The following is a 14663-nucleotide window of genomic DNA, read 5'->3' as shown; positions in this document are numbered from 1 at the left end:
AATAGAAGTAAAGTGTAACAGGCATGAAACCATTGGAAATACGTGATTCTGTTGATTCCCGATACAACCCAGTAGCAATTGAGGAAAAATGGCAAAAAACATGGGTGGAACTTGGCTTAGATAAAACACCGACAGCTAGCAACAAGCCAAAATTCTACGCTCTTTCCATGTTCCCTTATCCATCGGGCAGCCTACACATGGGTCACGTCCGTAATTATACGATTACCGATGTGATTGCCCGCCTCAAACGAATGCAAGGGTATCGGGTAATACACCCAATGGGTTGGGATGCCTTTGGCTTGCCAGCAGAAAACGCCGCCATTGACCGTGGTGTACCACCAGCAAAGTGGACTTATCAGAACATGGCTCAGATGCGGCAGCAATTGCAGCGTCTTGGTTTATCCATTGATTGGGAATGCGAACTTGCTACCTGTTCACCAGATTATTACAAGTGGACACAATGGATTTTCTTGCAGTTTTTACAAGCGGGGTTAGCTTACCAAAAAGAAGCAGCGGTAAACTGGGACCCCATTGACCAAACTGTATTGGCAAACGAGCAAGTTGATAACGAAGGACGTTCTTGGCGTAGTGGGGCAATAGTTGAACGCAAATTATTACGTCAGTGGTTTTTTAAGATTACCGACTACGCCGAAGAATTGCTCAATGACTTGCATAAATTGACAGGTTGGCCGGAACGCGTCAAGTCGATGCAGGCAAACTGGATTGGCAAATCTACAGGCGCTTACTTAGAATTCCCTATCATTGGGATAGATGAAAAAATCGCCGTGTACACCACACGTCCAGATACCGTTTATGGTGTCAGCTACCTGGTGTTGGCACCAGAACATCCCTTAACCAAGCGCGTCACGACAAAAGAACAACAAACATCGGTAGAAGCCTTTATTAAAGAGGTTTCCCATCAAAGTGAGTTGGAACGTACCGCTGAAGACAAACCGAAGCGGGGTATCCCCACAGGTGGTAAGGCAATTAACCCATTCACAGGGGAAGAAGTGCCGATTTGGATTGCTGACTATGTACTGTATGAGTATGGTACTGGAGCAGTGATGGGTGTACCAGCACACGATGTCCGGGATTTTAAGTTTGCCAAAAATTACAATTTGCCAATTGATTTTGTCATCGTTTCCCCAGATGATGTTGCAGGTTTTGACTTAACTCCCACATCAGAGGTTGATGAAGTCACACAACTCATCCAAATTGAATATAACCAGGCATACACTGAACCAGGAATTTTAATTAATTCTGGGGCTTTTACTGGTATGACTTCCACAGATGCGAAACAAGCAATAATTGAATACGCCCAACAACAAGGTTTTGGGAAAGTGCGGGTGCAATATCGCTTGCGGGATTGGTTGATTTCGCGGCAGCGTTACTGGGGCGCACCGATACCTGTAATTCATTGTCCCAACTGTGGGATAGTACCAGTTCCCGATAAAGATTTACCCGTACAGTTGCCGGAAGAGGTGGAATTTACTGGACGTGCCGGTTCACCTTTGACTCAGTTAGAGAGTTGGGTAAATGTACCTTGTCCAACTTGTGGCACTCCAGCGAAGCGGGAAACTGACACAATGGATACTTTTATTGATTCCTCGTGGTATTACTTGCGGTTTCCTGATGCTAAAAATGAACAACAGGTTTTTGATTCTAGTAAAATTAATGACTGGATGCCAGTTGATCAGTACGTAGGTGGGATTGAACACGCGATTTTACATTTGTTGTATTCGCGGTTCTTTACTAAGGTTCTGCGGGACAGAGGGTTACTGAACTTTGACGAACCCTTCCAACGCCTGTTAACTCAAGGGATGGTACAGGGTTTAACTTACCTAAATCCCAACAAGGGCGGCAAAGATAAATGGATTCCTTCTAATTTGGTAAATTCAGCCGACCCGCGCGACCCCCAGACAGGTGAACCGTTGCAACGTCTCTATGCCACTATGTCTAAATCAAAGGGCAATGGTGTAGCACCAGAAGATGTAATTGCCAAATACGGTGTAGACACAGCTCGGATGTTCATCTTGTTCAAAGCGCCGCCAGAAAAAGATTTGGAATGGGATGAAGCCGATGTGGAAGGACAATTCCGCTTTTTAAATCGGGTTTGGCGTTTGGTGACGGATTATATTGCGGCTGGGGTATCTCGTAAAAAAGCCCAATCTGATTTAACTAAAGCAGAAAAAGAATTGCGGCGGGCGATTCACACGGCGATTCAAGCGGTGACGGAAGACGTGGAAGACGAATATCAATTCAATACAGCTATTTCCGAATTGATGAAATTAAGTAACGCCCTAACTGATGCTGATGGTAAAAATTCACCAATTTACGCAGAAGGTATTCAGACTTTGGTGGTTTTACTAGCACCATTTGCACCACATATTGCTGATGAATTGTGGCATTTATTGGGTGAAAGTAATTCAGTTCATACTCAGACTTGGCCATCATTTGACCCTGATGCTTTGGTAGCTGATGAAATCACTTTGGTGATTCAAGTTATGGGTAAAACTCGCGGCTCGATTCAAGTACCAGCACAAGCAGATAAAGCCGCGTTGGAGAAATACGCCCGTGAATCAGAAATTGCCCAACGTTACATCGAAGGTAAAGAGATTAAAAAGGTTATTGTGGTGCCTGGCAAGTTGGTGAATTTTGTAGTCAGCTAAGAGGATGTTTGTCAAAATTATTTGTGAAACTGTACAAAATCAGACTTGGTGAAACAAGGGGCTTAAGCCCCTTGTTTCAGGCAATCTCATAGGTAATCGTGTATTTTGCTAAGAACAAGGGAGGAATGGGAGCATCTCGCCTTGATAAATAACCTGGCGATTAGAAATCGCGGCTATACAAATACAAACAAAGTCTACTCCGTGGACTAATACAAAATTAAGGGTTTTTAACCTGGTCTTTACAGGTTTTGTCTGTGTAGCCGTAATTTCTAATTGCCGAGGTAAGTAATAGATATGTGACACTTAGGCTATCGTTTAGAAGTTTAAAATATCTAATGATTCTTCTATTTCTAAATCTAATATTTTTTCTCGTGTATCTTTGAGTGCTTCTAGCTTACCTTCTTGACGATAGATATCTGCCGCTTTTTGAAAATCTTCGATTGCTCCCTGTTGATCTGCGATTTCTAAACGAATATTTCCTCGATTATAATAGGCATCAGCATAGTTGGAATTAATCTGTATTGCCTGAGTATAATCTTCAATTGCTTGCTCAAAATCTCCTAAATCTGAATGAGCAGTACCACGGTTGTAATAAGCATCGGCATAATTAGAATTAATCTGTATTGCTCGAGTATAATCTTCAATTGCTCCCTCAAAATCTCCTAAGTCAGATCGAGCATTACCACGTTTTTTATAAGCTATGGCATCTTGAGGATTAATCTTGATTGCTTGGGGAAATCCCGGTTGAGAGCCTAATAAATAACGAGCAATTCCACGGTTTTTATAAGCATTAGCATAATCGGGGTTAATTTTAATAGCCTGGGTATAATCCTCAATTGCTCCTTGATTATCTCCTGCATGAGAACGAGCTTCAGCCCGATTTTTATAGGCTACGGCAACATTAGGATTAATTCTGATTGCTTGGGTATAATCATTAATTGCTTCTTCTAATCGCCCCATTTGATAAAATGCTAAACCTCGTTTATTATAAGATTTAGCATCATGAAGATTCATCTGAATTGCTTGAGAATAATCTGCGATCGCAGTTTCATAATCTCCTATTTGATAGTGAGCTAAACCTCGTTTATAATATATATTAATATCACTATGATTAACTTGTAAAGCTTGATTATAGTTGGTAATTGCATTGGTATATTCTCCTTTTTCAAAATACTCATCACCTAGTTTTACGTAAACTAGATTTAAATCTTCACCACTATATTCAGGTTTCAAATAAGGTTTGACCACCTGATTCATCGTTGGTTTAGATAAAACTTCCTGTTTCGGGAGATATTTATAAATTGGTAGTTGTTGTCTAGAAGAATTATTTATAGAAGATTGTAATTGTTCTAGATAGCACCATAAACCACCACCATATAGTAATTGTTCTATCCCAAAAGAAATTTTACCAGTTTTCAACTTAATCATTCGGGTCGGGAGAAAGCCCGCTAAAAAAAGGTGATATTCAGATTGTGCTTCACTCACATCCTCTTGAATCAAAATGCAAACTACAACTGCATTTTTCTCAACTTCTTCAGAACTAATTGACCATCTTACTCTGTCAATTCGACCGTGACGAGATTTAACCTCAATACCAATAGATGGGTCAGAAGTCAAGGTAAAATCTATATTGCCATCGCCGCCGAATCGCTTTTCATAATCGACTTCGGTAATAAAATCAGCTAAACGTTCTTTGACAACTTCCTCACCTAACTTCCCTTTGAGATAGCTAATAAAAACATCGCGGACTGGTAAAACACGCTTATATTTTTCAGCCATCTGCCAGCAAAATTCCCGTAGTGCCTTTAACCTTTCTCCAGAGATTATAGTTAATTCACTATATTGACCTTCTGTTTCACAATGAAGCAGACAACCAGATGCTAACCTTTTAATAAAATCAGACTGTAGCGATCGCAGTAGTGTAATCCAGTCCATTGATGTTTCTGCGAATCTTTTAATGAGATTATTCTATTAAAATATCTATTCGGCGTAAACCTTTTAATTAGCTTGGGCGATATTCACAAAAATTGTTGACTATTTTGCAATTATTCTTAATTTAAGTTAATATATCACAATTACCATTTGAATTTCCATTAAGATTTATTGCTGATTCTCAGACTTTTTTATTGATAACCCCCGATTTAGTTCGAGGGTTTTTAATCCTGAAAAACTAATTTGTAATTTTGATTTATTGGAATGCTGCTAATAGATTCAGCTTCAATGATCTTCCCACAATTCGTGATTCAGTAGGTCGATAATTCTATCTCTGAGTAAAAATTCGTTTTTTTCTAACTCAAGTTCAAAATTCACCCAGTCACGATGAGGAATATATTTACAGATGGTATAAATTGGGTGTTGACGGTTAAGAAGTCCCTTTTTAACCAGTTTAACTGCTTCTTCCTTGATAACCTCAATGTCGTATTTAACAGTAGTGTTCATAGGTTGTTCCTTTGTTTTCAATCAAGGAATTAAGAGTCAAAACAATACTTGCTTTGACTCTCCCTTAAACTTATCAAATAAAATTGGCGAGAATTGTGAAGAATCAAGACATTAACCCTTGTTGGAAATGTAGGTGTGTCAGTAAGATACTCTTTGTATACTCCCCTAGATAGATGATTACAGAGTAACAAGCTGTAAACTCCAAAAGGGGATGTAGATGCTCTCTGGGCGACTTGCCAAAAGTAAGCTAGGGTAAAGAACATTCTCTGGATTACTTATACCATGCTCCTAAATCTTGATAAAGTTCGTCAATATTTTCCCGCTTTAGCTGGTGAATGGACTTTTTTTGATAATGCTGGCGGGTCACAAACCCTGAAAAAGGTAGTAGATAGAATTAGCGAATTTCTCTTGAGTTCTGATGTTCAGTTGGGAGCTTCTTATGGGGTTTCTGAACTTGCAGGAGAACGATTGGCTCAAGCAACTAGGGGAATGGCTACTTTCATTAATGCCAATTCTTCTAAAGAAGTGGTCATGGGCCCATCTACTACAATGATGTTGAAAATTCTCTCAATTTGTCTGGGTCAAACCTTTACACCTGGCGATGAGGTGATTGTGACGAATTGTGACCATGAGTCCAATATTGGTGCTTGGGTCGCTCTTGAAAAACAAGGAATTAAGGTTAAAGTGTGGCAAGTTCGTCCAGATACTTTGGAACTTCATTTAGCAGATTTAGAACCATTGATGAGTCGTAGCACCAAATTGGTATCCTTGACTCATGCTTCTAATGTTCTGGGAACCATCAACCCGATCAAAGAAATTGCTGCATTTGTACACGATCGCAATGCCATGATTTGTGTAGATGGTGTAGCTTATGCACCCCACAGATTAGTTGATGTCCAAGATTTAGATGTTGATTTTTATACTTTGAGTTGTTATAAAGTCTATGGGCCACATCATGCCTTACTTTATGGTAAGGAAGAACATTTATTAAGATTGCCTGGTCTTAACCATTATTTTATTGAGCAGACAGATATACCTTATAAATTTCAGTTAGGAAATGTCAATTTTGAATTAAGTTATGGAATGTTAGGTTTATGTGATTATTTAAGTGAGTTAGCACAATTACACTATGGGAATGAAACAGCACCAGATTTGAGAAATCAAATGGTGCAAGCATTTGATTTAATTAGCATACATGAAGAAAAGATTAGCGATCGCCTCCTAAATTATCTCAACAGCAAGCCTAATGTGCGAGTAATTGGTCAATCAAAGGCTGACCGTCAAACCCGTGTGCCAACTATATCTTTTGTGGTAGATGGAATCAATAGCTCAACCATTCCGGCAAAAATTGACCAACACTATATAGGAATTCGCTACGGTGACTTTTATGCTAAACGGCTCATTGAATACCTGGGGTTAGCATCGCAAGGTGGAATAGTCCGGGTGAGTATGGTACATTACAACACCATTGAGGAAGTTAACAGTTTGATTGAAGCTTTTGAGCAGATATTTTAGGATTGGGCATTGGGCATTAGGCATTGAAAAGAGGCAGAGGGGAAAACTTTTCTCCCTTGCTCCCTTGCTTCTTCCCCAGTCCCCATTATCCAAGCTGCAAAACTTGCACTTCTTCTTGTGGCGAAATTAATGTTTTACCCACAGGTAGAACAGCTAAAGCATTGGTTTGAGCTAAATTAATTAAATTGCCAGAACTGTGACTACCACCAGCTTTGTGAAATTCATAAACTCCATTAATTAAATGCAATTTACCCCAAAGGTAAGTTTCACGCTTGCCATCCGATCGCAATTCATCATGCGATCGCACTTTCAAATATACTGATTCCCAACCTTCAGTAATTCCCGAAAGTTTCTTGATTGCTGGTAGCACAAACCGCCAAAATGTCACCAATACAGCCGCAGGATTCCCTGGTAAACCAAAATAAAGCGGGGAGTTTGTAGAGACGCGATTAATCGCGTCTCTACTGGGGAAAGTAGCAACAGTGAGGGGTTTTCCTGGTCTCATTTCTACAGTCCGAATGTGAATTTTTGCTCCTAGCGATTCGAGAATTTTGTCAACATAGTCATAATCTCCCACTGAAACACCACCAGAGGAGATGACTATATCAGCGATCGCAACAGCGTGGCTAATAACTTTCTCCAGAGCAACTGGATCATCTTTCACAATGCCTAAAATTAAGGGTTTTGCGCCACTTTCTCTTACTAAAGCTGCGATCGCATACTGATTAGAATCCACAATTTGCCCTGGTTGTAAGGGTTGATCGACTGTCGCCAACTCATCACCAGTGGATAAAATTGCTATCCGTGGACGGCGGTAAACATTTAATTGTGGACACTGTGCTGCTGCCAATACGGCAATTTCTGAGGCATTTAACTTAATTCCTGCTGGTAACAATTGTGTTCCAGCTTGATAAAAAGATGCTTTGTGTCTGACAAATCCTTGCGGTTTTGGCGTATCTAGGATAAATACGCGGTTTTCCTCGCGGCGTGTCTTTTCTTGCATCACTACAGTATCCGCACCTGCTGGGATCACCGCACCAGTAAAAATCCGCGCAGCTTGCCCTGGTTGAATCGTAGACTGAGGCTGATACCCGGCCGGAATATCTTCAACAATTTCTAAAATGGCTGGTTCTTCAGTGCTAGAGTGCTGTACATCTTCGTAGCGAACTGCATAGCCATCCATCGCCGAATTATCCCAATGGGGAAAATCTAGCGGACTGGTGACAGGTGTTGCCAAAATGCGACTATCGGCTGTGAATAAATCGACAAATTCTGTATCTCGCTGACGATCCAACGGTTGTACCAAATTTAAAATAATTGCTTCTGCATCGCTGACTGATAACATAGCGATCGCCTCCAATTTTTCTTTTATTCTTGGGTAGCTTTGTCTAGATTTCTATAAGCGGTAAGTCCCAAGCTACACACTGCTAGTAAACCGATAATTATGCTTCCTTCAGGGACTTTGGATACCTGAACTGAATTGTTACTTAAATCTAGTATTTGCTCTGTGCGTGCTGCATCTCTATTGTTCAAATGAAATTCTTTAGCTAGAACCTGATTGCTAAAACCTTCATCTATAAGTGCAAGATTATTATTAAGCCATGTGTCGCCAGGAAACTCATCATCCTTGCCAACATCAAATGGGCCAAAGATTTGCTCTTTAGTGCTATCAAAGTTGAATCTCAAATAGCTGTAGTTAGATATCCCATTAAGCACTGGAGTGAAACTATTTATCAGATTACTCAAAGGATCAAAGAAGGAAATTGAGAGAGATTGCAAGTTTTTCGTAGCTCCCAAACCAGTTTCAGAAATGACACTGGGAGCAGTTGTTGTATCGTAGTTAAATGAACCTTTCGCTAAATAACCAGTGTCTCCTTTCCAGTTAAAGTTGAACTCAGCAGCATGAGCTAGGTTGTTCGTGTTTATAGCGATCGCTAACCCTAAAGCAGTAGTCGTCACTAGACTAATAGCTGTTTTTGTAAACAGATGCATCATGATACAACTTCCAAACTAGTTAAAATTAAGTTTCTACAAAAATACAAGATTTCCTCAAAACAGACTCTTGTGGGGTGGATAGCATTCGACCGACTTGTACTAAGCCTTATTGTTGGCGCAGCCTCTCCTAGAGAAGTAGCGCTCACGCCAAAGTTTTAACCACAGTAATGATGGAAATTTTATGGATAACAGTTTAAACGCCAAACCCAAGTCATCATCTTAATATAAAAAATAGGAGTAATTATTATTCTCCAACCCCTAAATAAAAATACCTATTTTGTATGACTATCGAACGACTTCCCCAAAAACACTATCCCAAGGCTGAAATTGGGCGGCGAGGTATGGCATTAGGACTTGATTTCCTTGGTGTCTGGTTAGTCAGTTCCCTGCTGGGAGGCGGCGATATCGGGATTCAATTTGTGGAAATCTTAGTTTTTGTCATACTTTGGCTAGTTTCGCGGGTGCTGGTGCCATACAACAATCAAGGGCAAAGTTTAGGGCGTTGGGCTTTCGATTTAAAAGTGTTGGAAGTCGAAGATGGGCAAATCATGGGTAGAATTCCAGATTTGCTCTCACTGGTGAAGCGAGAGACCATTATTGGCTTGGGTGCTTTATTAGTGTCAATTGCCCTGAGCAATATTAGAGCCAATCCCACTGCTATACTGCTAGTATTTCCCCTAGCGATCGATTGTGGCACTGCTTTCTCTGATACCCAGATGCGGCAGGCTTTGCACGATCGCTATTGCGGAACTTTCATCGTCTCGTCGCGCCGTGGCTACTCGCTCGATATAAAAATCAAAAGATTAGTTGATAATATGCGGCGGAATGTGAGAAGATAGTCATTTGTGTTAATTCTCTTCAGGCTTCACTGTTTGTAAGATTATGGCTAAGAGTAAAGGTGCCCGCATTATCATCACACTAGAGTGTACTGAGTGCCGGACAAATTCAGATAAGCGTTCTGCTGGTGTTTCACGTTATACCAGTACCAAGAATCGCCGCAACACCACCAACAGGCTAGAACTGAAAAAGTTCTGTACCCACTGCAACAAACATACCGTTTACAAGGAAATTAAGTAAAAAAGATGAGTTATTTCCGTCGTCGCCTTTCTCCGATCAAGCCAGGAGAACCAATCGATTATAAAGATGTTGATTTATTGCGTAAGTTTGTCACCGAGCGGGGTAAGATACTGCCACGTCGGATTACAGGGCTGACATCTCAGCAACAGCGAGAGTTGACATTAGCAATTAAGCGATCGCGGATTGTGGCTTTGTTGCCATTTATCAATGCGGAAGGCTAAAAAGAGTGATGAGTTATGAGTGATGAGTGATGAGTTAAGAATCAAAACTCCTAACTCCTAACTCCTAACTTAAAACTATTTAAACTGTTCACCAAATTAAAGTGCGAGAGTTGTGGAGAAGGGGACGCTAGTTGAATTTAGGGTTCAAGGCGATCGCCGTCTGGGCATCGTAGAACGTCCAGACGGTAAAACCCGCTGGTTTGTGGTAGACGAACGTGGTCAATCCCACAGCCTCGCGCCTAGACAAATAACCTATACAGTTACCGGACAGACTTACAAGACCTCTGAGATTGCCAGCTTTTTGGAGCAGGTCAAGCCTTATTTAGACCCATCTAGCTTAGAAGTAGCTTGGGAATTACTGGTTGAAGATGGGGAAACTGTTACCCCCGACCAAATGGCGAATCTGCTATTTTCCGAATCAGCTGCGCCTCTTTGTTATGCCGCCTATTGCTTGTTATCAGACGATAAACTCTATTTCAAGCAAAAAGGAGACGCTTACGAGCCACGAACTGCTCCTCAAGTGGCAGAACGCCAGCACCAAGTAGAAGTAGAGGCACTAAAAGCTAAAGGACAGCAGGAATTTTTAGTTCGTGTAGAGCAGGCGCTCAAAGGTGAAGCCGTAGAGTGGGGGCGCCACGATCGCCAGCGCTTAGAAGGACTAGAGAAATACGCAGCGCTAATCGCTGATACCGTGCGGACAGGGGTTAATTATGACTCCTTGGCTCGCGCTTATCCGCCCAGCGCTGCCGTATTAGAAACAATGACCATGCTGGGACGACCCACAACGCCCCAAGGGGCCTTTCAATTATTGGTAGATTTGGGTTACTGGAGTCCTTATGAAAACTTGTTCCTGCGTCGTTCTTCAATTCCGATTCAATTTCCTCATAAGGTATTAGAAGTGGCGCAACAGCGTTTGGATTTCCCGCCGATTGACTCAGATACAAACCGCCTTGATCTGACTCACCTGAAGGTGTACACCATTGATGATGAAACGACCACAGAGATTGATGATGGTCTGAGTTGGGAAGTATTACCCGATGGACGGGAACGCCTCTGGGTGCATATCGCCGATCCCACTAGATGGTTAGTGCCGGAAGATGAATTAGATTTAGAAGCCAGAAAGCGCGGTACTACAGTCTATTTACCGACAGGGATGATTCCCATGTTTCCCGAAGTATTGGCAACTGGGCCAATGAGTCTGATTCAGGGACGGGTTTGTTGCGCCCTAAGTTTCGGGATTATTTTAGGTACAACTGGGGGAGTAGAAGATTACAGCATTCATACCAGCTTGATTAAGCCGACTTATCGCCTCACCTACGAAGATGTCGATGAAATGCTGCAATTACGGGTACAAGCAGAACCAGAAATTGCGGCGATCGCTATTTGGGCACAGCGGCGCAGAGCTTGGCGTTACGCCCAAGGGGCAATTAGCATCACCATGCCCGAAGCGACGATCAAAGTCAAAGGTGAAGAGATCCACATTGAGATTTTGGACGATTCCCCATCGCGGCAACTGGTAGCAGAAATGATGATTGTTGCCGGTGAAGTTGCGGCTCGTTATGGTAAAACTCATAATATCCCTTTACCCTTTCGCGGTCAACCGCAACCAGAATTACCTCCAGATGAGGAATTGCTGCTACTTCCAGCCGGATTCGTTCGCGCTTGCGCCATGCGTCGTTGTATGCCCAAGAGTGAAATGAGCATCACGCCTTTGCGTCATGCTGGTTTGGGTTTGGATACTTACACTCAAGCAACTTCTCCCATCCGCCGCTACAGTGACTTACTCACCCACTTTCAAATTAAAGCCCATTTGCGGGGTGAGGTTCTGCCATTTTCCGCAGATCAACTTAAAGAAGTGATGATGACTGTCAGCAGTATCACCCAAGAGGTGACAATGGTGGAACGACAAACTAATAGATATTATGCATTAGAGTATTTACGCCGTCATCCAGAAGAAACTTGGGATGTGACAGTGTTGATGTGGCTGCGAGAAGACAGCAACTTAGCCCTAATTTTGTTAGAAGATTTAGGCTTGCAGTTACCAATGGTTTTCAAACGTTCTGTGAACTTGGGCGAACAGATAGTGGTGAAAGTTAGCCACGCCGATCCACAAAAAGATATGATCCAGTTTCAAGAAATAATTTATCAAGAAGCCCAAACAGCGGCGAATTAACTAATTTGTCATTTGTCATTTGTCATTAGTAATAATCGCCTAGTATTATCAATTACGAATTATTTTAGCCTTGCTCCAATCCCTTTCGGTTACTATATAGAGTAAACGGAATGAAGGAATAATTGTGAATATATCTTTGACCCCAGAACTGGAGCAGTTGGTTAAGGATAAAGTTGATAGTGGTCGATATCACTCAGTAAGTGAGGTGATGGGTGAAGCATTGAGATTGCTAGATGAACGCGATGCCTGCGGTGGGCTACGCCAACGCCTTCAAGAAAAACGTTTAGCAGAATTGAAAGCTAAAATCCAAGTTGGTTGGTATCGAAGAACTCGAACGTGGCAAGGGAATTGATGGTTAAGAGGTATTTGCAGAAATAGAGGAAGACATTCGACGCGCCCAAGCTCAAATGCAACAAGCTGAGGCTGCTAAATAATGAGTTGGTACGTTTTAACAATTCCAGCCAAGCAAGACCTCACAGAGATTAATCGCTATATTATTCCCTACAATCTTGATGCAGATCGAAGACTCAACGAAAAAATCAAACAGCAGTATAAACTGTTGGCTGATTTTCCTAATATGGGGCAAAGTTCCGATAATTTTGCCAGTGGTCTACGGAGTTTCCTAGTAGAAGATTACTTAATATTTTACTTCGCTAATGAGTCAAGCGGCAGAGTTAATTTTTAAAATAACTGGGATTGAAAAAGCCAAATAGCTCATACATGTAGATACAAGTTTTTAATTGAGAACGGGTAATAAGTAATTTATTTACTATTACCCATTACCAGTCTTAACTAACTACTGCTTCAGCTTTTTCCTCAGTTTTTTCCTTCACTAGCACATAAGGCGTTTCTGCACCTTGTGCTAAATATTCTGCTAGCTGGCTTTCAATTTGATCGCGGACTATTTGGCGATACTCTAGAAAATGCTCGTTGTGGGCGCAAGCAGAGATGTAATGTTCAATAACTCCAGGGTTACGCTTGAGAATGCTGAACAAATGATGCCAGAATTTCCAACGGGTTTCCCGTTTGATCCCTTGTCGCCAAATCACAATCAGCAAGGCTTTCACGACAATCCACTCTGGCATTTTCGCTGGTGCTTTCCAACTTGGCAAACCCATCATCAAGAAGCAGCGGTAGGTACGATCCAAGTATTGTACTGGGTCGTATAAAGTACAAAATGCCTCAATATATTCTCGTGCAAGTTCTTCTAGAGGACGAGTGGGGACGAAGTTCATCAATGTTGTTTGATTGATGTTGGCAATATTGGCATTTTGGTTTTCCCGTAGTCTTCCTTCCTTTTTCAGGCGATGCCAAAGAGCGGTATTGGGTAACGCTTGCAACATGGCAAAGGTAGTAGAGGGAATTGCTGCTTGTTCAGCAAAGCGGACAATGCGATCGCCTGCCCCTGCTTTTTCGCCATCAAAGCCGATAATAAACCCAGCCATTGGGCGCAATCCCGCTTTGGTAATGGTTTGCACTGCCTCAGTTAGAGAACTGCGAGTATTTTGAAATTTCTTGGTCATTTGCAAACTATCTTCATCCGGCGTTTCGATTCCCAAAAACACCGCCGAGAAACCGCACTCAACCATCAATTCCAACATTTCTGCATCTTGTGCCAAGTCAACTGATGCTTCCGTGTCAAATCGGAAGGGATACTTATGTTCTGCCATCCAGACTTTTAACTCTTTCAGCAACAATTTCACATTTCGTTTGTTGCCAATAAAGTTGTCATCCACCATGAACACACCCCGCCGCCAACCGAGTTCATAGAGATAATCTAACTCTGCTAACAGTTGCGCTGGGGCTTTGGTGCGTGGTTTGCGCCCGTAGAGAACAATAATGTCGCAAAATTCGCACTGGAAGGGACACCCGCGCGAAAACTGTACCGACATCATGTCATAGGCATTCAATTGCAATAAATCAAAGCGGGGTATTGGTGTGCTTGTGACATCAGGTTTTTCTGTGGCGCGGAAAGTCCCAGAAGTTTCACCCCGTTGAATTGCCTCAATAAACATAGGCAGCGTAATTTCCCCTTCATCCAGAATTAGAAAATCTGCGCCAACATTTTCAACTTCGTGAGGTACAGAAGTGGGGTAGGGGCCGCCAACTGCAACTAGCTTGCCACGTTTTTTTGCTTCCTGGATTTGCTCAAGTAAATCTTGCTTCTGGACAATCATCGCAGAGAGGATTACTACATCTGCCCATGCCCACTCTGCTTCTGTTGCTGGGCGGATGTTGCGATCGACTAGCTTGAATTCCCATTCTTGGGGCAGAATCGCGGCTACTGTTACTAAACCTAGAGGTGGTAGTAAAACCTTGCGATCGACTAACTCCAAGATTTTTTCATAAGACCAAAAGGTTTTGGGAAATATCGGATACACTAACAGGATTCGCATGTAGTATCAATCCTCACACTTTGATTGTTATCCCACTCTAACGAAAATAAAGAGTTATTGACTTTTTATTAAAGTTGTTTTATTTTACCACTGATGTTTTTACCTAAATGGGGAGCAAGGAGCAGAGGGGAAAGAAGTAATTTTTCATTTTTCTCTATACCTAATTCTTAATTTCCTT

At 41.9% G+C, this 14663-nt stretch carries 13 protein-coding genes; 8 read left to right on the top strand and 5 right to left on the bottom strand.

The genetic code is table 11. The annotated features are described in order from the left end of the window. The first annotated feature begins 23 nt into the window (after positions 1-23). Positions 24-2669 (top strand): leucine--tRNA ligase, encoded by a 2646-nt coding sequence (gene leuS, locus HWQ39_RS18980; protein ID WP_292848317.1) that lies wholly within the window; start codon positions 24-26, stop codon positions 2667-2669. A gap of 315 nt (positions 2670-2984) precedes the next feature. Here the strand turns inward: leuS and HWQ39_RS18975 are convergent, their stop codons facing one another. Together HWQ39_RS18975 and HWQ39_RS18970 are read right to left on the bottom strand one after the other, a co-directional pair. Beyond that, positions 2985-4604: a tetratricopeptide repeat protein gene (locus HWQ39_RS18975; protein ID WP_292848314.1), complete on the bottom strand. Its 1620-nt coding sequence runs from the start codon at positions 4602-4604 to the stop codon at positions 2985-2987. Positions 4605-4886: 282 nt separating this feature from the next. Then, positions 4887-5108 carry a DUF4327 family protein gene (locus tag HWQ39_RS18970; protein ID WP_292848311.1) on the bottom strand — a complete coding sequence of 74 codons (222 nt, stop codon included), beginning with the start codon at positions 5106-5108 and terminating at the stop codon, positions 4887-4889. 282 nt (positions 5109-5390) lie between these two features. Here HWQ39_RS18970 and HWQ39_RS18965 point away from each other — a divergent pair, with 282 nt between their 5' ends. Further along, positions 5391-6623, top strand: coding sequence for a cysteine desulfurase-like protein (locus HWQ39_RS18965; protein WP_292848308.1), 1233 nt, complete (start codon positions 5391-5393; stop codon positions 6621-6623). 85 nt (positions 6624-6708) lie between these two features. On the opposite strand, the gene glp is transcribed toward HWQ39_RS18965, so the two are convergent. Then, positions 6709-7968, bottom strand: coding sequence for a gephyrin-like molybdotransferase Glp (gene glp, locus HWQ39_RS18960; RefSeq protein ID WP_292848305.1), 1260 nt, complete (start codon positions 7966-7968; stop codon positions 6709-6711). A 23-nt stretch (positions 7969-7991) separates the two neighbouring features. Next, entirely contained in the window at positions 7992-8618 is a 627-nt protein-coding gene (locus HWQ39_RS18955; protein WP_292848302.1) for a PEP-CTERM sorting domain-containing protein, read from the bottom strand. A gap of 281 nt (positions 8619-8899) precedes the next feature. On the opposite strand from HWQ39_RS18955, the gene HWQ39_RS18950 reads away from it, so the two are divergent. The 6 genes from HWQ39_RS18950 (at position 8900) to HWQ39_RS18925 (ending at position 12774) form a co-directional block, all read left to right on the top strand. Beyond that, positions 8900-9457: an RDD family protein gene (locus HWQ39_RS18950; protein WP_292848299.1), complete on the top strand. Its 558-nt coding sequence runs from the start codon at positions 8900-8902 to the stop codon at positions 9455-9457. 43 nt (positions 9458-9500) lie between these two features. Beyond that, positions 9501-9695 (top strand): 50S ribosomal protein L33, encoded by a 195-nt coding sequence (gene rpmG, locus HWQ39_RS18945; RefSeq protein WP_292848296.1) that lies wholly within the window; start codon positions 9501-9503, stop codon positions 9693-9695. A 5-nt stretch (positions 9696-9700) separates the two neighbouring features. Beyond that, on the top strand, positions 9701-9916 hold the full coding sequence (gene rpsR, locus HWQ39_RS18940) for a 30S ribosomal protein S18 (protein ID WP_012411240.1): 216 nt from the start codon (positions 9701-9703) through the stop codon (positions 9914-9916). 112 nt (positions 9917-10028) lie between these two features. Next, positions 10029-12089, top strand: a complete 2061-nt coding sequence (locus tag HWQ39_RS18935; protein ID WP_292848291.1) for a ribonuclease catalytic domain-containing protein — start codon at positions 10029-10031, stop codon at positions 12087-12089. 124 nt (positions 12090-12213) lie between these two features. Continuing rightward, complete coding sequence (locus HWQ39_RS18930) at positions 12214-12441, top strand: type II toxin-antitoxin system ParD family antitoxin (RefSeq protein ID WP_292848288.1); 228 nt, start codon at positions 12214-12216, stop codon at positions 12439-12441. An 81-nt stretch (positions 12442-12522) separates the two neighbouring features. Continuing rightward, complete coding sequence (locus tag HWQ39_RS18925) at positions 12523-12774, top strand: type II toxin-antitoxin system RelE/ParE family toxin (protein ID WP_292848285.1); 252 nt, start codon at positions 12523-12525, stop codon at positions 12772-12774. A gap of 103 nt (positions 12775-12877) precedes the next feature. On the opposite strand, the gene HWQ39_RS18920 is transcribed toward HWQ39_RS18925, so the two are convergent. After that, positions 12878-14485: a B12-binding domain-containing radical SAM protein gene (locus tag HWQ39_RS18920; protein ID WP_292848282.1), complete on the bottom strand. Its 1608-nt coding sequence runs from the start codon at positions 14483-14485 to the stop codon at positions 12878-12880. Positions 14486-14663 lie beyond the last annotated feature (178 nt).

The sequence above is a fragment of the Nostoc sp. NMS8 genome, assembly GCF_017115045.1.
In the GTDB taxonomy this organism is placed as follows: domain Bacteria; phylum Cyanobacteriota; class Cyanobacteriia; order Cyanobacteriales; family Nostocaceae; genus Nostoc.
This window is presented reverse-complemented; position numbering and strand designations above follow the sequence as displayed.